16 protein-coding genes are annotated in these 17,963 nt (G+C 60.1%); 1 reads left to right on the top strand and 15 read right to left on the bottom strand.

The annotated features are described in order from the left end of the window. Positions 1-3: 3 nt before the first annotated feature. The 5 genes from NAC44_RS16280 to atzD all read right to left on the bottom strand — a co-directional run bounded on the left by NAC44_RS16280 (position 4) and on the right by atzD (position 5,740). Positions 4-906, bottom strand: coding sequence for an ABC transporter permease (locus NAC44_RS16280; RefSeq protein WP_250942499.1), 903 nt, complete (start codon positions 904-906; stop codon positions 4-6). After that, a complete protein-coding gene (locus NAC44_RS16275; RefSeq protein WP_250942497.1) occupies positions 903-1,958 on the bottom strand; it encodes an ABC transporter permease in 1,056 nt (351 codons plus the stop codon). Before NAC44_RS16275 ends, NAC44_RS16280 begins: the two co-directional genes overlap by 4 nt. Then, positions 1,955-3,442 (bottom strand): ABC transporter ATP-binding protein, encoded by a 1,488-nt coding sequence (locus tag NAC44_RS16270; protein ID WP_250942495.1) that lies wholly within the window; start codon positions 3,440-3,442, stop codon positions 1,955-1,957. The genes NAC44_RS16275 and NAC44_RS16270 overlap by 4 nt, the downstream gene beginning before the upstream one ends. A gap of 62 nt (positions 3,443-3,504) precedes the next feature. Beyond that, on the bottom strand, positions 3,505-4,506 hold the full coding sequence (locus tag NAC44_RS16265) for a BMP family protein (protein ID WP_250942493.1): 1,002 nt from the start codon (positions 4,504-4,506) through the stop codon (positions 3,505-3,507). Between the two features lie 145 nt (positions 4,507-4,651). Then, complete coding sequence (atzD, locus tag NAC44_RS16260; RefSeq protein WP_250942491.1) at positions 4,652-5,740, bottom strand: cyanuric acid amidohydrolase; 1,089 nt, start codon at positions 5,738-5,740, stop codon at positions 4,652-4,654. Positions 5,741-5,874: 134 nt separating this feature from the next. Here atzD and NAC44_RS16255 point away from each other — a divergent pair, with 134 nt between their 5' ends. Continuing rightward, the gene (locus tag NAC44_RS16255; RefSeq protein WP_250942489.1) at positions 5,875-6,663 is read left to right on the top strand and encodes an IclR family transcriptional regulator; all 789 of its coding nucleotides are present in this window, start codon (positions 5,875-5,877) and stop codon (positions 6,661-6,663) included. Positions 6,664-6,729: 66 nt separating this feature from the next. Here the strand turns inward: NAC44_RS16255 and NAC44_RS16250 are convergent, their stop codons facing one another. The 10 genes from NAC44_RS16250 to NAC44_RS16205 form a co-directional block, all read right to left on the bottom strand. Then, a complete protein-coding gene (locus NAC44_RS16250; RefSeq protein ID WP_250942488.1) occupies positions 6,730-7,560 on the bottom strand; it encodes an ABC transporter permease in 831 nt (276 codons plus the stop codon). Between the two features lie 44 nt (positions 7,561-7,604). Beyond that, positions 7,605-8,528, bottom strand: a complete 924-nt coding sequence (locus NAC44_RS16245; protein WP_250942486.1) for an ABC transporter permease — start codon at positions 8,526-8,528, stop codon at positions 7,605-7,607. Beyond that, positions 8,528-9,511: an oligopeptide/dipeptide ABC transporter ATP-binding protein gene (locus NAC44_RS16240; RefSeq protein WP_250942485.1), complete on the bottom strand. Its 984-nt coding sequence runs from the start codon at positions 9,509-9,511 to the stop codon at positions 8,528-8,530. The genes NAC44_RS16245 and NAC44_RS16240 overlap by 1 nt, the downstream gene beginning before the upstream one ends. After that, entirely contained in the window at positions 9,498-10,574 is a 1,077-nt protein-coding gene (locus tag NAC44_RS16235) for an ABC transporter ATP-binding protein (protein ID WP_250942483.1), read from the bottom strand. Before NAC44_RS16235 ends, NAC44_RS16240 begins: the two co-directional genes overlap by 14 nt. 3 nt (positions 10,575-10,577) lie before the next feature. Further along, on the bottom strand, positions 10,578-12,200 hold the full coding sequence (locus tag NAC44_RS16230; protein WP_250942481.1) for an ABC transporter substrate-binding protein: 1,623 nt from the start codon (positions 12,198-12,200) through the stop codon (positions 10,578-10,580). A gap of 3 nt (positions 12,201-12,203) precedes the next feature. Further along, positions 12,204-13,760 carry a phosphoric/sulfuric ester hydrolase PehA gene (pehA, locus tag NAC44_RS16225; RefSeq protein WP_250942479.1) on the bottom strand — a complete coding sequence of 519 codons (1,557 nt, stop codon included), beginning with the start codon at positions 13,758-13,760 and terminating at the stop codon, positions 12,204-12,206. 255 nt (positions 13,761-14,015) lie between these two features. Continuing rightward, positions 14,016-14,663, bottom strand: coding sequence for a GntR family transcriptional regulator (locus NAC44_RS16220; protein ID WP_250942653.1), 648 nt, complete (start codon positions 14,661-14,663; stop codon positions 14,016-14,018). A gap of 46 nt (positions 14,664-14,709) precedes the next feature. Further along, positions 14,710-16,041, bottom strand: coding sequence for an MFS transporter (locus NAC44_RS16215; RefSeq protein WP_250942477.1), 1,332 nt, complete (start codon positions 16,039-16,041; stop codon positions 14,710-14,712). Between the two features lie 354 nt (positions 16,042-16,395). Next, entirely contained in the window at positions 16,396-17,553 is a 1,158-nt protein-coding gene (locus NAC44_RS16210; protein WP_420839966.1) for an alpha-hydroxy acid oxidase, read from the bottom strand. A gap of 186 nt (positions 17,554-17,739) precedes the next feature. Beyond that, a complete protein-coding gene (locus NAC44_RS16205; RefSeq protein WP_250942476.1) occupies positions 17,740-17,922 on the bottom strand; it encodes a hypothetical protein in 183 nt (60 codons plus the stop codon). Positions 17,923-17,963 lie beyond the last annotated feature (41 nt).

Genomic DNA, 17,963 nt, shown 5'->3' with positions numbered 1-17,963 from the left:
TGATCAGAGGGGCTTGCCGATGGAGGCGGGCAATGTGCTGGAGCGTCCAAGTCCCGCGAGCACAGTGAGCGCGATGACATAAGGCGCCATCTGCATGATATAGGAACTGACGGGAACACTCATGAATTGCATCCGAAGCTCGAGCGCTTCCGTTGCGCCAAAGACGAGACAGGCCGCCGCCGCTCCCCAGGGGTTCCAGCGTCCGACGATCAAGGAAGCGAGAGCCAGATAGCCACGTCCCCCCGTCATGCCATCGGTGAAGGTTCCGACCTGCTGAAGCGACAGGACCGCACCGCCGAGACCGGCAATTGCACCGCAGCCGATGACGGCCAGAAAGCGGATCTTCAGCGGGTCGCTTCCGGCGGCAAACACGGCTTCAGGATTTTCCCCCGTCGCACAGAGCATGAGGCCCATCTGGGTGCGGGACAGAAGAAGGGACAAGATCGCGCAGAAGAACAGCGCCAGATAGGTCAGAGGCGGCTGGATGAAGAGCAGCGGCCCGACAACCGGAATGCGCGACAGGCCGGGGATCACCCAGGGCGCCAAAGGGTCCAGATGGATGGCAAGCGGGCGTCCATTGCCGGAGAGAATGTGCAGGATATAGGTCGTCAGGCCGAGCGCCAGAATGTTGCATGTCAGGCCGGTCACCATATTGTCTGCACGGTGGCGCACGGTCACGATAGCAACGAGGGTTGCGATCAATCCGCCACCAAGGGCGGCGAAGACCATGCCTGCCGCAGAAAAACCGGTCAGCCAGGTGCCGATGACGGCGGCAAAGGCGCCCGTCAGCATCATGCCCTCCAGCCCGACGGCAAAGACACCGGCACGCTCTGAGAGAATGCCACCAAGGGCGGCAAAGATCAGCGGCGTGGCGATACGGATGGCGGCAGCAAGAAAATCGATCATGTTCGGCGCACCGTTGCGGCTAGTATGAAAAGCATCGTCGCAGCTTCGATGACCGTGACGAGCGATGAGGACACGCCGATCTGCCTCTGCATGGCAAGCGCGCCCGTTTCGAGGAAGCCGACAAAGAGGGCGGCAGGAATGGTGAGCGCCGGTTCGACTGCGCCCAGCAGCGCGACAGTGACGGCTTTGAAGCCGAAACCGCTGGAAAACCCTTCGATCAGCCGATGTTGCAGCCCGAGAATTTCCACACCACCGCCAACACCGGCCATGGCTCCGGCGCCGAGCATGACATTCCAGGTGATGGCCGCAATCGAGAAACCGGCATAGGCTGCGGCCGGTCTAGAGCGACCGGCGACGCGCACGCCAAACCCGAAAGGTGTCTTCCACAGCAGAAAAGAAGCGAGAACCGCCGAGAGTGTCGCGAGAATGATGCCGATATGAAAATCGAAAGATGGAATGCGTGGCAGCCAGACGGCGCGGGGCATCAGCGGCGATTGCAGGAAGCCTGCGCCCGGCTGGCCAAGCGCACTGGACAGCAGAAATTGAACCAGCAGCAGCGCCACGAAATTCATGAGCAGCGTCGCCAGAACCTCATGCACCCGGCGATAAAGATGAATGGCTGTGGCAAGTCCGGCCCATAGCCCCCCTGCCAAGCCCGCAGCAACAAGGGCTGCGATTGCGGCAACAGCGCCCGGCGTGCCCGGCCAGGCAAGAATTGTCGCTGTCGCGCCCACCCCACCCATGGCGATCTGGCCATCAGACCCCATGTTGATCACACCGGCGCGAAAACATAGCGCCAGCCCTGCACCGGCAAAAAGATAGGGTGAGGCGCGATTGAGTGCGACGCCGATCTGGTGTGGGGAGCCGAAGGCGCCAGCCAGCATGGCGGCGAAGGCGTCCAGCGGGTTCTTCTGCGCCAGAAGAACAAGAAGAGCAGCGACCGCAAGAGAGAGGCAAAGCGCCAGAAGAACACGTGGCAGAAGGCCCTCTTTTCTCAGCCTCAGGGAAAAACGCCCGGATGCGCCGGCTTGTGTCAATGCGCTGTCGTTCATGCGGCGCGCTCCGACATCCAAAGGCCAATCTGTGGCATATCGACCGCCTCACGTTGAACGACACCGGCCAGCCGCCCGCCCGCAAGAACCGCCACGCGATCTCCAATCGCCAGCACTTCCTCCAGTTCACAGGAAATATAGATCACGGCGGAACCGGCATCGCGCAAGGCGAGGATGCGCTCCAGAACGAAGCGGGTCGCGCCGGGATCGAGCCCCCAGGTCGGCTGGTGGGCGATGAGCACGGCCGGTTGACGGGCAAGCTCGCGCGCGATCACGATCTTCTGCTGATTGCCTCCGGAGAGGCTGCCGGCTCTGGTGAGCGGCGAAGGTGCGCGGATATCGAATTGCTGCATCAGGGCTTCCGCTCTTTTACGCGCCGGGCCCCTGTTCAACAGGCCATAGGCGCTGTAGGGCGGGCGCGCGACATCGCGCAGCATGAGGTTTTCCATGATCGTCATGCTTTTGACCAGCGCCGTCATCGCGCGATCCGCCGGCATATAGGCCAGACCGTTTCTGGTCCGGCTGGAGGGGGTCGTATCTGTAATGTCGTGACCGTCGAGACTGATCTGGCCGTCATCCGCCCGCCGCAGCCCCGCAAGGGTTTCGGCCAGCTCCAACTGCCCGTTTCCGTCCACCCCGGCAATGGCCAGAATCTCGCCGCCCTTCACATCGAAATCGAGCGGCCCGATCCCTTTTGCCGCCAATTGATGCACGGCAAGGCGGACGGGGCCTTTTTCCGGGGATTTTATCGCATAAGGCGTCGTCACATCGCGACCGACCATCATTTCGGCCAGTTGCGCCCTGTCGGTTTGTGCGACCACGGCCTTGCCAGAGACCTTGCCTGCTCTCAGAACCACGACCTTGTCACAGACATCGATCACCTCCGGCATCTTGTGGGTGATGAAAATAATGCCTTTGCCCTCGCTGCGCAGGCGTTTGAGAATGACGAGCAGATCATGGATCTCTGCCGGTGCGAGGTTGGAGGTCGGTTCGTCGAGAATGAGAAGTTCGGCATCGCGCAACACCGCTTTCAAAATCTCGACACGCTGCCTTTTTCCCAAAGAAAGATCCGCCACGCGTGCATCCGGATCGAGGTCAAGGCCCAGTCGGCGGCTGGTGTCACGGATCTTTTCAGCGATCATCTGCCGTTTCAAAAGCCTGCCCGCCTGCGGCCAGCCGAGCATGATGTTTTCGAGAACCGTCATGGCTTCAACCAGCATGAAATGCTGGTGGATCATCGCAATACCAAGAGCCATCGCCTCACCGGGATGATGGCCGGACAGTTCACGGCCCCGGAACACAATGCCGCCGCCGTCTGCCTTGACCATGCCGAACAGCACCTTCATCAGCGTGCTCTTGCCAGAGCCGTTTTCACCCAGCAGGCCAAGGATCTCGCCCGCGAAGAGATCGAGATCGATACCGTCATTGGCCCGCAGGGTGCCATAGACCTTGACCATGCCGCGCATTTCCAGAAGAGCCGCCATCGAAGTCCTCGGTTGCGTAAAGGAGGGGGGAGACGCGATAAGGTCGCGCCTCCATTCGGCGATCAACTGCCGCTGCGGGCGTCGTTTTCCGTGGGGGTGATCTTCAGCTTGCCGGAAGCGAAATCGGCGGCCATAGCCTCGACATCTTTGGCAACCGCCTCAGGAACGGCGGGTCCAAACGCCTTGTCTGCGCTGTATTTCAGCGATGCACCGGTGGTCTTGCCGCTGTCATAGCCATATTGCACAAATGTTCCGAAGAGCTTGCCGGCCTTCACCTGATCGGCGGTGCTGCCGATCATGGACGGCCAGTCTTCCACGATATTGGTGAGCACGAGATCGGGAGCAATGGCGGTCTGGTCAAAACCGCGCCCGGTGACATAGACCTTCTTTTCCTTGGCGGCCTCAACCAGACCGGCTTCGGCGGCATTCAGCTTGCCGGTCAGAACATCTGCGCCGTTGGAGATCAGCGAGAAGGCGGCTTCCTTCGCCTGGGCAGCATCTTCCATATCCTTGATATAGAGAATGGTAACCTTGGCTCCCGCTTTCGTGGCACACAGCCTGAACGCCCCGGCCTGTGCGGTGATGTTCGGCACGCCCTGCAAACCGTAGATGCCGCCAACCTTGTGCGTCTTGCTCATCCTTGCAGCCAAAAGGCCCAACTGGCAGCCGAACTGGGCGTTGTTGTAATCGATGGACATGACGTTGGGTTCAGCACCTTCATTGCCGCTGACGGCTATGAACTGGGTTTTGGGAAAGTCCGGCGCCACCTCTTCCATGGCCGAGACAAAGCGGCCGGAATGGCCGAGAACGATGGTATAGCCTTGGCTGGCATAATCGCGAACGGCTTCGGCTTCATCCGCATCGGCGACGTTTTCGCTATAGGCCGTCTTGAAGCCGTGCGGTTCCAGACTTTTGATAATGGAATAGCCAAGGGCATTCCAGCTCTGGTCGTTGATGCTGCCCGGAAGCAGGATGGCGGCCTTGTCTTGAGGCTTGTCTTGCGGCTTGTCTGCGGCAGTGGCTGGCGCAGCGACCAAGGCACAGGCAAAAGCTGTAGAGAGCATGCATATAGCGCTCGCCGTCGGCAACCGACGACGTGAAGGCATTCTGGTCATGGCGATAAACCCTCTGTTGGTTCTTGTTTTTTGCATGCATCCGGCATCGGCATAGACGCTTCCGCCGCCGGTTGGCGGAAGCGCTGTTGAGGCATCAAACCTGAACAATGGCCGCGATGGGCGCCTCGCCCGGCTTGCACTGATGCTCCGTTCCGCCGGATACGAAGATTTTGGCGTCTCCTGTGACGGAGGTGATGACGGCACCCAGTGCAGCCCGTGCATGACGCTCGTAATGGATATCGGCATCGGACAGCATGGTGGTGCGGCAACCGCGCAGCATGCCGCCAACCGGCGCTTCGGCCTTGGCAAAAATCGCCTTGACCCGCTCAAGAGCGCCATCAGCGGCGGCGTTCTCGCCCGCCGCATTGGCAATGGCCGTCAGCACCGCGTCACGATCGACAACATCGCGCAACACCGCATGGCCGATCCGCAGATCACCGCCTGCCTTTGCCGAATTGCCGAAGAGAAGAATTTCACAATTGCGCAATTCCCCGCCTGCGGAGGTATTGGCCACAGATGAGTAAAGGTCCATCCGCCTGGCGATGGCGTCGTCGCTTAGGTGGGCTTCATCCACTTCGCCAAGAGCGACCGCAACGCCAAGCGCCGTTGCGCCGCGGGCATAGGGTTTCGATCCGTTCGGGTCCGTAGTCACGAGCTTGACGCCGCGCCGTTGCGCATCGGCCACGGATGCCGGGGTAAGGAGCGGCCCCTTGACCTGCACGTAATGCACATCACCGGGATCATCGATCCCGGCCTCGTCAAGCGCGCTGCGCACCGCCTTTGCCACTTCGCGAACTTCAACCATGGTCCCGACCTCTTCCGGCAGAAGATCCCGTGTCATCGCAATCCCGATCGCCAGGCGCTTTGCGCCTGCGGGTTCGGCTTCAGATCGGGTGAAAACCGTTGTGTGCGGGCTCAACACGCCTTCCGTGCCACCTGACCAGACAAAGGCGATGCGGCTGGTCACGGCCTCAGGCGACAGATCGAGATAGGGGGCAAGAAGCAGGGAAAGCGACTGCGTTGCAAAGCCACGGGTGAAATCGTTTGCGCCGCCATTGCCTTCCGTCTTGCCGATCATGGCGACGATCTCATGCGGGTTTATACTGCCCGCCTCGATCTGCCGCCTGAGATCCGAAACATCGCCGGGATTGTCCATCCTGATCTTGTGAACACCAACGCGCATCTGCGGCTCCTTGCTATCTGCCTATATCTTATGCGAGGCTAAATCCTGTGCAAGTTGATTGGAATAAATTTCACGATGTGGAATGATGCGCAGATCGGCGACGGTGCGAGAGCCTGGGAGATCTGAAAAATATCATGCAAAAACAGGTCATTAAAGAAAGTGGCAGTGTTCAGTCCATCCATCGTGCTCTCACCATACTGGAGCGCCTCGCAGAGGCCGATGAAGGCCTGAGCCTGAAGGAGGTCGCAGCCAAAGTATCGCTGCCACCCTCCAGTGCGCATCGCATCCTCACAACCTTGCAACGTCAGCGTTTCGTTCGCTTCGATCCGGCAACCATGTGCTGGAGTGTCGGTGTCCAGGCGTTTCACGTCGGCAATGCCTTTGCCAGATCGCGTGACATGGTGACGCTCGCGGTTCCCTTTATGCGGCGTCTGATGCTGGCCAGCGGTGAGACGGTGAACTTCTTCATGCTCGACGGATCGGAAGTGGTCTGCATGGCACAGGTGCAAAGCCAGCAGATGGTGCGGGCCATCTCACGGCCCGGTGGCGGGGCTGAAATGCACAGGTCTGCGGCTGGTAAAATGATTTTGGCGCATATGAATGACGAGGATGTTCAGGCCATCATCACGCGCAAGGGAATGGCACGCTATACGGATCATACGATCACCACGCTGGATGCCCTGATCACGGAGCTCTCAACGATCCGCCAGCGCGGCTTTTCTGTCGATAACGAAGAGTTCTCGCTGGGTTTGCGCTGTATCGCAGCGCCGGTCTACGACGAGACCGGGAGCGTTCACGCCGCTGTTTCCATTGCCGGACCGGCGTCCCGCATCACCGAGGCACGCACGCAGGCCATGGGCGAACTGGTGGAAATTTGCGCCAGAAGCATCACCGCGGAATTCGGCGGATCGCCAAAACAGTAAAATCCCGAGGGCGAAATCCTGAGTTTTACACCCTGTCAGGCAACTGCCAAAGTTGCCGCACCCGGTTTATGGGTCGAGCCTGTCGCGCAACCAGTCGCCGATGGTGCTGATCGACAGTGTCGTCAGCATGATGATCAGCGAGGGCGCCAGCGGGATCCATGGGGCCTGTTCCAGATAGCTACGACCGTAGCCGACCATATTGCCAAGGTCGGTATCGGGCGGCTGAATGCCCAGTCCCAGAAAGGAAAGCCCGCTGCCTGCGAGAATGACCTCCGGGAAGGCCAGTGTTGCCGACACCACCATGGTCGCGGCGATGTTGGGCAGAAGATGGCGCAGATAAAGCCGGCCCGAGCCTGCACCCAGTTGCCTGACCGCCAGCATATAGCCCTGCTCCTTGGCAGCAAGCGCCAAGCCCCGCGTAATGCGCGCATGGCGCTCCCAGCCATAGAGGCCGAGCAGGCAGATCAGCAGGATCTGGGAGTTTCCGAAAAAGGCAAGCGCCGACAGGGCAAGAATGATGAAGGGCAGGGCCGCCTGCACATCGATGAGGATGAGAACGGCCTGCTCGATGAGGCCACCGAAATGCGCTGCGGCAATTCCCATCGTGGCGCCGAACAGAACGCCGAGGATCGTGGCGGAAACAGCAATGGTCAGGCTGACCCGGATGGAGACGATCAGCCGTGAAAAGACGTCACGGCCAAGCTGATCCGTGCCGAGAATGTGGTGAAAATCACCGCCCAGAAAGACAGGAGGCTTCATGCGCGCGCCAAGATCCATTGCCGTGATCGTATAGGGGCGGAGCTGGTCGGAGAACAGGGCAATCAGGACCATCAGCATGACCCAGACGAAAGCACAGCCGACGATAAGAGACACTTTCGGCCACCGCCAGGAACGCATAGCCTGCAATCCTTTGGGTATTGCCCTGGTTTGACTTTGCGCCGTCATGTCGAGGCTCCCCTGATGCGCGGGTCGAGCCAGCCATAGAGCAGATCGACCACCATGTTTGAGATCACCATCGTCGTTGCCACCAGAACGAGGACGCATTGCACCACCGAAACATCGCGCGAGGAGACGGAGGTGACGATGAGCTGTCCGAGACCGGGCCAGCTGAACACGCTTTCGGTAACGACGGCGCCAGCCAGAAGACCGCCGACCATGAAGCCGATCATTGTCACGACCGGGATGGCGGCGTTGGGCATGGCGTGGCGTATCACCACGGCGGCCCAGACAAGGCCCTTGGCGGAACCGGTCAGAATATAGGGTTGATCAAGCACTTCGATCATGGCCGAGCGGGTGAAGCGGGCAAGGATGGCAGCCCAGCCCGTGGCCAGTGTGATGATGGGCAGGATGGCGCCGGTCCAGTCGTGGTTGCCGCCGGATGGCAGCCAGTGCAATTGCACGGCAAAGATCAGCACCAGAACGAGGCCGAGGACAAAGCCGGGCACGGCGAAACCGGACACCGCCGCCAGCATGATGATACGGTCCTGCGTTTTACCCCGGTTGAGTGCGGCATAAATGCCCGCAGAAATCCCCGCCACGACACCCAAAAGCAGCGCTGGAAGCATGATTTCCAATGTGACGAGGACGCGCGACAGCACCATGGGCAGAACCTTCTGGCCGTCGAGCATGGAGATGCCGAAATTGCCGTGGGCAATGCCCCACAGATAATAGGCAAATTGCTGGATCAGCGGCTTGTCGAGGCCCCAGGCGGCGCGAAACGCCGCCACGGCCTGCGGCGGCGCATCGGGGCCGAGAATGACCACGGCGGGATCGCTGGTGGTTCTGAGCACGACAAAGGCGCAGACGACGACGATCAGGATCGTCAGGAATGCCCGGGCGAGGCGTCGCAGGAAGAAAATCAACATCAGGCCGACTGCCTCATCACAGGGGAAGGGGAGCTCACCAGATGGCACGCCGCCTGATGCCTGTCCGTGAGAGGCTGCAAAACGGGCACCGTGCTGCGACAGGCATCCACGGCCAGCGGACAGCGCGGATGAAAGGCGCAGCCTTCAGGGCGCTGTGAAGGGTCCGGCGGTTCGCCCTGCAGGATCGGCCGGGAGGTGGTGCGCAACGGCTGCGGAATGGAGTCGAGCAGCACCCGCGTATAGGGATGCGCCGGGGCAGAAAACACCTGTTGCGGGCTGCCCCGTTCGACGATCTGTCCGAGATACATGACGGCGACCTCATCGGCGATGGTGGCGACAAGCTTCAGATCATGGCTGATAAACACCATGGCCAGATCGAGCTTCTTTTGCAGATGGGTCAGAACGCCGATCACCTGCGCCTGGATCGAAACATCCAGCGCCGAAACCGGTTCGTCACAGACGAGAAGTTCGGGCTGTGTGACAAGCGCGCGGGCAATGACGGCGCGTTGCCGCTGGCCACCGGACAATTGCAGCGGATAGGCTTCGCCCAGATGGGATTGCAGACCGACATCGCGCATGCATTGCGCGGCAACTTCCCTGCGGCTTTCCGGCGCGCCGATGCCGTGGATATGCAGTGGTTCGACAATCTGGTCGATTATTTTCATCCGCTTGTCGAGCGCGCCGAGCGGGTCTTGAAAAATATATTGCATCTGCCGGCGCAAGGCCTTCCATGCTGGCGTTCCTGCCTGCGGCATTGGCTGGCCGTTGAAAAAGACCGCGCCTCGTGTCGGGGCGTCGAGGCCAAGCGCGATGCGGCCGGTGGTGGATTTTCCGCAGCCGCTTTCGCCGACCAGACCGAGAATGCGGCCCCGTTCCAGCTCCAGCGAGACGTCAAGAACGGCGCGCAGCGACAGAGATTTGCCGAACAATCTGGCGCGACCGGTATAATCCCGGCCGATCCCGCGCAATTCAAGCAACGCCATCGGCGATCTCCCGTTCGACGACATGACGCGGGGCCTTCACCTCGCGCGCCAATGGACAGGCTGCCAGATGCGCGCCGTTCACGGTTTGCTTTTCGGAAAAACCGGTTTCCGCTTGTCCCGGACACGCTTCAAGTTCCGGCACGGTGTCCTGGCATTCGGCCATGGCGAACATGCAGCGCGGCGCGAAGGCGCAGCCGGCGGGCATGTTCCAGGGTTCAGGCACATGACCGGGGATTGCTTTGAGGCGTTGTCCCAGCCGCTCCAGTGAGGGGGCGGCATTGATCAGGCCTTGCGTATAGGGATGGGCTGGCTCGCGCAGAATGGATGCGACCGAGCCGCTCTCGACGATCCGGCCACCGTAAACCACGGCAATGCGCTCGCAGGTTTCGCCGACCACGCTCAGGTCATGGCTGATCAGAACGAGGGCCATGCCGAGATCGCGCCGGAGCGTGTGCAGAAGATCGAGGATCTGCGCCTGGATCGTCACGTCGAGGGCCGTGGTCGGCTCGTCGGCAATCAGAAGCTCGGGCTCTCCGGCCAGCGCCATGGCGATCATCACCCTCTGGTTTTGTCCGCCCGAAAGCTCATGGGGAAAGAGGTCAACCCGCCCTTGTGCATTGGGTATCCCGACCCTGTCGAACAGGCGGATCGTTTCGGCCCGCGCATCGGCTTTGGAAAAACCGCGATGCACGCGCAACACCTCGGCCACCTGCTGACCGACCCGCTTGACCGGGTTCAGAGCGCTCATCGGGTCCTGAAAAATCAGCGCGACGCGTCCACCGCGCAGGCGCGCCAGCGCCCTCTGGTTCATCTGGAGCAGATCCTGCCCATCGAATGCCGCCCGGCCTGAAACCTTTGCTTTTTCTCCGAGAAGGCCAAGGGCGGCAAGCCAGGTCACGGATTTGCCGGAACCGGACTCCCCGACAATGCCCAGCGCCTCGCCGCGCCTGATCGTCAGATCGATCCCCCGCACGGCAGCGCCGCGCGGGAAATCGACCTTGAAATCCTCAAGCTGCAAAAGCGGAGTTTCACCCTTTGCAGGCGATGCGGATCGAGTGGTCATCGCTCAGCCCCAATTGCCCGGAGCAAAATCCATGGCGAAGGAGGGCGAGACCTGCCACTTGGCCGATTTTTTCTTGGCGGTGAAGGTCGCATTCTGGTTGATCACGCCATAAGCAGGATCTTCGCGCTCGAGAATTTCCAGCATCCGCTGGAACGCCTTCTTGCGTGCGGCGCGATCGGTCGATGTCTGCAGCACGCCACACAGCGTGTTGACGTCATCGTTCTTGTATTCACCGGCCTGAACCTGCTGACCTTGCGGGCCCCACTGATTGGGCTGCGTGGCGACCGGGTCAGGGAAGCCGCCGCCGCTCGACCAGTCGTGGATGCCGCGCTTGCCCGCGGGATCCCAGATCTGGCTCCAGTTTTCCTTCATTTCGATCTCGACGTTGAGGCCGACCTGTTTCCACATTTCAACCATGACCTGCGCATTGTTGACCTGCAGCGTGTAATAGTCGTTGAGCAGACGGTAGGGGATCGGGTCACCCTTGTAGCCAGCATCCTTGAGCAATTGCCGGGCCTTTTTCGGGTCGTATTGCGGCGCGCTCCAGTTGCTCAGATACATGTCGCCATACCATTCGAACTGATCGCCCTTCGGCACGATCGTCTTGCCCATCCAGAGCTGATCGACGATCATCTGCCGATCGATGGCATGCAGCATCGCCTGGCGGACACGCGCATCCTTCAAGGTGGGGTCGAACTTGTTGAAGGTGGTGACGCGGATATTGTTGATGATGCCGCCAACGACTTCGAGACTGGGATCGCTGGTGACGGAGGCGAACTGGTCCGGGGTCAGGTCGCAGGCCATGTCGTACTGGCCGGCACGAACGCCGTTGACGCGCTGCGCCGCTTCAGGAACCTGGGCGAAACGGATCTGCCGGAGCGGTGGCAGGCCGCCCCAGTATTCGTCATGGCTGACGAGGACAAGTTCGACATCGGGGGTGAATTTCGCCACCTTGTAAGGGCCAGTGCCAATCGGCTTGCGCGCGAAATCGAGCCAGCTCGGCGCCTCTTCGAAAGCGCGTCGGCTGATGATCTGCGAGCCGAAAGCCATGATGCGGCCTTCCAGCGTCACGTCCGGCGTGGCGTTGACAAAGCGTACGGTGTATTTGTCGCGCGCCTCGACCTTGACCAGAGACGGCCAGAGGCGACGGGCAATGGCGGGCACCTGCGCCGGCAATTCCTTGCTGCGACGGACGATGTTGTTTTGATCGACCATCATGGTCTTGTCCCAGCCTGCGGGCGTGGTGTCGCCCATCATGCGTGCGGAACCGAAGGTGAAAACCACATCGTCTGCGGTCATTTCATCGCCGTTGTGAAATTTCACACCCTTGCGCAGTTCCAGCTCGACGGTCTTGTCGTCAATGCGCTTCCAGCGGGTTGCCAGGCACGGGATTGGCTCCAGCTTGCCGAGAAGATTGGTGGCAATCAGGCTTTCCAGATAGGAATTCATGATGCGCACGCCGACATTGGACTGTTCGGTCAACGGATCGAGCGTGTTCGACGTTGCAAGCTTTTGCACCGCAATGGTGATTTCGGGGCGGGATGCCGATTGCGAAAAGGCCAGATTGGGCATGGCGAGCGCACTGCCGGTCAGCAGGATAAAGCCACGTCGGGAGGTCGTGAGCATGAATCAGTCCTTCAGCGTTTGAGAGGAAGACTTGGACACGCGATTTTCGAGACCGCGCGGCGTGCTGCGATAAGCCGTCAATGTCCGGTCGGCGTGGATGAGACGCCAGGACAGGGCCTTTTGTGCATAGGTTTTGACGATGCCGGCAAAGGCCGGATCCTCCGCCAGATTGATGAATTGATGCGGATCGGCCTTCAGATCAAAGAAAAGCGGCGGCAGGGTCGCGAAGTGAACATATTTGTAGAACTCGTCCTGAATGACGCAGAGGCTCGCCTCGTCCATGCCGACGCCCAGTTCCTTCTCGGGTTCGGAATAATAGACATCGCGGAAATCGAATTCATAATGAAGTTCGGTGCGCCAGTCGGCAGGTTTTTCGCCGCCGAGAAGAGGAAGAAGCGAACGACCGTCGCAGGCTCTGGGAATGTCGCCGCCAAGCCAGTCGAGGATGGTCGGCATGACGTCGATGCTCTCGCTAAAGGCGTCTTCGATGCGCCCGGCGCTCTCCTTGCGTCTCGGGTCCTTGATGATCAGGGGAACGCGGAAGCTCTCGTCGAAATATCCGACCTTGCCGAGCAGATGATGGTCGCCGAGCTGTTCGCCGTGATCGGAGGTAAAGATGATCAGCGTCTCATCCCATTTGCCGGTCTCGTCGAGTTCGGCAAACACTTTGCCGAGGCAATCGTCGATCTCGGTCATCATGCCGAAATAGGTGGCGCGCATCTGCTTGATGTCGGCTTCGCTCAATTCCCGGACAAAGCCTTCGGCACCCTGGAAAAAGCCCTTATTGGCGGTCTTGCGCAGGTAGAAGTCGAGCAAGGGGTGCTGCCCGGCTTCGATTTCCGGCGTTGCAGCGCGCACCGGCGCCGTCATGTCCTCAGGCCGGTACATGGCATGATAGGGCGCAGACGCAACGAAAGGCGGATGCGGACGCCAATAGCCGAGATGCAGGAAAAACGGACGCTTGCCCACGCCTTTCAGATAGCGCAGTGCCGCATCGGTGAAATAGGCCGTGTCCGACAGTTCCGCTGGCACGCGGGCCGGGCGATCGGTCGCGCCGGGCACGGCATCTTCCCCTTCCGGCAGCCAGACGTCATCGCGGTTTTCCGGCACCTTGTAGCCGTGATGTGCCAGCCAGCCGAAATAGCCTTCCTTTTCCGGCTCGAAGGCGCCCACGGGCCGGAAACCGTCCATCATGTCGCCAAGAAGAGCAAAGCGCGGATCATTTGCAGAGGTTCGGCGCGGGTCCGGAACCGACGTTGCATAACCGATCATTGCCGCATCGTAGCCGATCGCGCGCAGCGCATGGGCCAGATTGGTATGGCGGGCATCCAGAGGGATCGTGTTCTGAACGGCCCGGTGGTTCATCTGGTAAAGCCCTGTCAGAAGGCTTGCCCGGGCCGGTCCGCAGGGAACTGTGGTCGTCACATGATTGCGAAAGGTCACGCCCTCGCGGCACAGCCGATCGATATTGGGTGTCTTGAGATGTTCTGTTCCCAAGGCGGGCAGGATATCGCCGCGCCACTGGTCCACGACGATGAGAAGGACGTTGGGATGGTTCATGATCTGCTCTTTTTCCGGAAGGCCCGCGTTTTCGACGGCCATTTAGAGCAGGCTGGGTGACAGTCGGTTGACAGCGATTTGTCACGAAGGTGAAGTTTCTGTGTCCGTCTCTTGACACGGTTTAGACGCTGCCGGGCATTGCAATTGCAGCATGTCGCGTTTCGGCTTCATCAAGAAGGCGATAAAGTATATGATAAAAAACAAACACTTGAAACATTTCTGCGCGTTGCACAGGCCGCACAGATATGTCCCGGATCAGTTCCGTTCCGTGAGCCGGGCACTGCCCTGCCGCGCCATCAGGATGTGATCATAGGTGACGGCGGCGGCGGTTCGCCCATCTCCGGCCAGAATGGCAGCGACGATCTGCCCGTGTTCCAGAAAGGACGGTTCCATCCGCTCATGAAAACGAAACTGCGCCCGGCGAAAGGGGGCAAGCCGGGCGCGGGTCTGGGCGTTCAGATCAAGCAGGGGCTGATTATGCGCGCCGCGATAGAGCAGGGTGTGGAAATCCTGGTTGAAGGCCGCATAGCCGTCATGATCATTGCTCTTGACCAGCGCATGCGACTGGCGATGGGCGGCTTCAAGCTCGGCCTTTTCTTCCGGCGTCATGCGTTCGGCGCTCAACCTTGCACAGATCGCCTCCAGTTCGGCCATGGTTTCAAACAGGGCGCGAAGCTCGGCATCGTTGATGGTGGTCACGACAGCGCGGCGGTTGGGCTCCCGCTCCACCAGGCCCATGGCGCATAATTCGCGCAGGGCTTCGCGCACCGGCGTGCGCGACACCTCGTAACGTGCGGCAAGCGAGACTTCATCCAGCTTGTCGCCGGGAATGAATTCACCGGTGACGATCAGATCGGCAATCGAACGAACCAGTTGCTCCACGGTCGTTCCCGCCCGGATCATCGCCCTGCTGCCTGAATGTGTCGTCTGCTCTGTCACGGGCCTGTTCTCAAACGCTGGATATGGCTTCCTCGACGCCTGCAGTGGACTCAATCCTGTGGCCTTTCGCCATCAGGTAAAGTCCCAGAAGGAAAGCCATGGCGGCGATGAACAGCAGATAATAGGCCGGCGCCATGGGAGACCATTTCAGCATCGAGGCAACCGCGATCGGTGTCATGCCACCGAAAATCGCATAGGACAGATTATAGGAAAAGGACAGGCCGGAAAAGCGTACCCGCGGCGGAAAGGCCCGCACCATGACATAGGGCACGCCGCTGACCATGCCGACGGAAAGGCCCATGATGGCGTAGAGCACGAACATCACCATCTCCGACTGACCGGCAAAATGATAGAAGGCGAAGGTGGCCACCGCATAGAACGGGCTGGTCAGCATGAAGAATTTTCCCGAACTCATCCTGTCGATCAGCGCGCCTGCGCCTGTGGTGCCGATGATCAGGAAGATGGTGCCGACACTGGTGCCCATCAGCGCGGTTGCAGCGGAATAATGATAGATTTTTTCCAGCAATGTCGCGGTCATCAGCGTGGTGACGATCAGGCTTGCGGCCAGAACCCAGGTCAGGGCCATGGAGAGGATGACGGCAGCCGGATGGCGGCGCAGCACATCGGCGACCGGCAGTTTCACCTCAGCCGAGCGTTCCCGGCTCATGCGGATGAAGACAGGGGTTTCGCGCAGCCATTGCCTCAGATAAACGGCGCAAAGACCGAAAACACCGCCGATGACAAAGGGAATGCGCCAGCCATAGGCCAGCATCTGTTGCGGTGTCAGCAACGTATTCAGCAGGGCGGCGATCAGCGCCCCGAGCAGAATGCCGAGCGTCAGCCCCGAGCAGAGAAAGCCGCAGGCAAAGCCGACATGGCGGGAGGGCACATGTTCGGTCACGAAGGTCCAGGCGCCGGGCACTTCACCGCCGACGGCGGCCCCCTGCAGGAGCCTGAGCAACAGCAGCAGCAGCGGCGCGGCAATGCCGATGCTGGCATAGGGTGGCAGGGCGGCAATGCCCAGTGTGGAGAGCGCCATCAGGAAGATGGAAAAGGCAAAGACCCGCTTGCGTCCGAACATATCGCCGAAATGGGCAATGACGATGCCGCCGACCGGGCGGATCAGATAGCCCGTCGCAAAGATGGCAAAGGTCTGCACCGTCACCATGTAATCGGGCAGGTCCGGCGGAAAGAACAGCTTGCCGATGGCGGTGGCGAAAAACACGAAAATGATGAAATCGTAAAATTCCAGCGCGCCGCCCAGCGCCGAAAGACCGAGGATTTTGAAATCATCCCGGCCCAGTGTCGCCGACCGACTGTTTTCTGCAAATTCTGCGGCCATCTTGCCCCTCCGCCAAGCGTTTCTTTCTGTCGTTGCCCATTCTGGCGGTGATTGCAAGGAGAAAACAAAAACAGGTTTTGAGTGTTCAGGCGGTTTTTACTGCATCATTCCTGAAATCGGGTGAGATTTAAGGAATGATGCAGCAGATTTAACAGGTTACAGCGTCCTTTGTGCATTTGATAAAACGCACGGCGCTGTAACGTGACGGAGGCAAAGGCGCGCTCTGCCGCGAGAACATTGTCCCGAGAAAAGTGTGAACCCGTTTTCCGTCCGGGAATGCGACACAACAAAGGCTGAAAGCACGTTGCCTGAGGCTGATAAGCCGCAACGTGCTTTAACAGGCTGCTGAAAAAGTCAGTCGACGGCGAAGGGATTGTCCATCAGGATGCTGTCGTCGATGTCGCTCAGCACCCGTTTGCCACACAATGCCAGAGTCGTGTCGAGTTCGCTGCGGATGATCTCCAGCGCCCGCGTCACACCCTCGCGTCCGCCTGCGCCAAGGCCATAAAGGAAGGGGCGGCCGATAAAGGTGCCCTTTGCGCCGAGCGCTATGGCCTTGAGCACATCCTGCCCGCTGCGGATGCCGCTGTCGAGGTGGATTTCGATCCTGTCGCCGACAGCCTTGACGATCTTCGGCAGCATCGAGATTGTCGAAGGCGCGCCGTCGAGCTGTCGTCCACCGTGATTGGAGACGATCAACGCGTCTGCGCCACTGTCGGCGGCCATGCGGGCGTCTTCCTCATCCAGTATGCCCTTGAGGATCAGCTTGCCGCCCCATTTTTCCTTGATCCATGCGACATCCTTCCACGACAGTTGCGGATCGAACTGTTCGGCGGTCCAGGAGGCGAGGGAGGAGAGATCGGAGACGCTTTTCGTATGGCCGATAATGTTGCCGAAGCTGCGGCGCTGGGTGTTCAGCATGCCAAGGCACCATTGCGGCCGGGTTGCCAGCTGAAACAGGGTGTTGAGGTTGAATTTCGGCGGTGCGGACAGGCCGTTGCGGATATCCTTGTGGCGCTGGCCAAGAATTTGCAGATCGAGCGTCAGCACCAGAGCCGAGCAATGCGCGGCGCGGGCGCGCTCGATCAGCCTTTCGATGAAATCCCTGTCCTTCATCACGTAAAGCTGGAACCAGAAGGGCTTGCGCGTATGCAGCGCGATATCCTCGATCGAGCAGATGCTCATGGTCGAAAGCGTAAAGGGAACGCCAAAGGCTTCCGCCGCTTCTGCCGCCAGGATTTCCCCATCGGCATGCTGCATGCCCGTCAGCCCGGTCGGCGACAGTGCCACCGGCATCGTCACCTGTTCGCCGATCATGGTGCCGGCCAGCGAGCGGTTCGTCATATCCACCAGCACACGCTGGCGCAGCTTGATGCGGGAAAAATCGCTTTCATTCGCCTTGTAGGTGGATTCCGTCCACGAGCCGCTATCGGCATAGTCGAAAAACATTTTCGGCACGCGACGGCGCGCCTGGCGCTTCAGATCCTCAATCGTCAAGGCAGTCCGCATCATCTGGTTTCCTCATCTGGGAAGCATGCGGCCTGTGCCTGATGCCATGCGCCGCATCCTGTTCATCCTGTCGCCGCCCGCTTTTCCGGTCCGGTGGCAATCCCAAGGTTTTAGCGCGATGACACCGGTTTCGCCAAGTGGTTATCACAGGGTATTGACGCGGTGGATGTGGCGAAGGTAGCGCAACATTCATGAAAATATTTTAATTTCATCTGTCAGGATTGCATTCTGGATATGGGCGGAGATAAGCAAATTTAAATCATGAATAGGCTGGCAGGCGACAGGTTTTCTCACGCGGCTTCGTGAAAATATTTCTCCTGCATCCGGGTCTGCGGCAAAGTGCCGTTCAGGTCTGGTTGCAACGAATGGCATGGTGCGCCTGCTCACGCCTGAAACGTAAAAAAGGACAAGGG

This window comes from Allorhizobium sonneratiae, assembly GCF_023700755.1.
Lineage (GTDB): Bacteria > Pseudomonadota > Alphaproteobacteria > Rhizobiales > Rhizobiaceae > Allorhizobium > Allorhizobium sonneratiae.
Note: the sequence above shows the minus strand (reverse complement) of the source record. Positions and strands in the feature narration are given on the sequence as shown.

What these genes read in the sequence shown, in the direction of transcription:
- NAC44_RS16210 (WP_420839966.1), bottom strand. Translation starts at nt 17,553, where the DNA reads ATGATGCGGACTGCCTTGACGATTGAGGATCTGAAGCGCCAGGCGCGC.
- NAC44_RS16230 (WP_250942481.1), bottom strand. Translation starts at nt 12,200, where the DNA reads ATGCTCACGACCTCCCGACGTGGCTTTATCCTGCTGACCGGCAGTGCG.
- NAC44_RS16270 (WP_250942495.1), bottom strand. Translation starts at nt 3,442, where the DNA reads ATGGCGGCTCTTCTGGAAATGCGCGGCATGGTCAAGGTCTATGGCACC.
- NAC44_RS16205 (WP_250942476.1), bottom strand. Translation starts at nt 17,922, where the DNA reads ATGCCATTCGTTGCAACCAGACCTGAACGGCACTTTGCCGCAGACCCG.
- NAC44_RS16240 (WP_250942485.1), bottom strand. Translation starts at nt 9,511, where the DNA reads ATGGCGTTGCTTGAATTGCGCGGGATCGGCCGGGATTATACCGGTCGC.
- NAC44_RS16215 (WP_250942477.1), bottom strand. Translation starts at nt 16,041, where the DNA reads ATGGCCGCAGAATTTGCAGAAAACAGTCGGTCGGCGACACTGGGCCGG.
- NAC44_RS16245 (WP_250942486.1), bottom strand. Translation starts at nt 8,528, where the DNA reads ATGTTGATTTTCTTCCTGCGACGCCTCGCCCGGGCATTCCTGACGATC.
- NAC44_RS16250 (WP_250942488.1), bottom strand. Translation starts at nt 7,560, where the DNA reads ATGCGTTCCTGGCGGTGGCCGAAAGTGTCTCTTATCGTCGGCTGTGCT.
- NAC44_RS16275 (WP_250942497.1), bottom strand. Translation starts at nt 1,958, where the DNA reads ATGAACGACAGCGCATTGACACAAGCCGGCGCATCCGGGCGTTTTTCC.
- NAC44_RS16280 (WP_250942499.1), bottom strand. Translation starts at nt 906, where the DNA reads ATGATCGATTTTCTTGCTGCCGCCATCCGTATCGCCACGCCGCTGATC.
- NAC44_RS16265 (WP_250942493.1), bottom strand. Translation starts at nt 4,506, where the DNA reads ATGCTCTCTACAGCTTTTGCCTGTGCCTTGGTCGCTGCGCCAGCCACT.
- pehA (WP_250942479.1), bottom strand. Translation starts at nt 13,760, where the DNA reads ATGAACCATCCCAACGTCCTTCTCATCGTCGTGGACCAGTGGCGCGGC.
- NAC44_RS16255 (WP_250942489.1), top strand. Translation starts at nt 5,875, where the DNA reads ATGCAAAAACAGGTCATTAAAGAAAGTGGCAGTGTTCAGTCCATCCAT.
- atzD (WP_250942491.1), bottom strand. Translation starts at nt 5,740, where the DNA reads ATGCGCGTTGGTGTTCACAAGATCAGGATGGACAATCCCGGCGATGTT.
- NAC44_RS16235 (WP_250942483.1), bottom strand. Translation starts at nt 10,574, where the DNA reads ATGACCACTCGATCCGCATCGCCTGCAAAGGGTGAAACTCCGCTTTTG.
- NAC44_RS16220 (WP_250942653.1), bottom strand. Translation starts at nt 14,663, where the DNA reads ATGATCCGGGCGGGAACGACCGTGGAGCAACTGGTTCGTTCGATTGCC.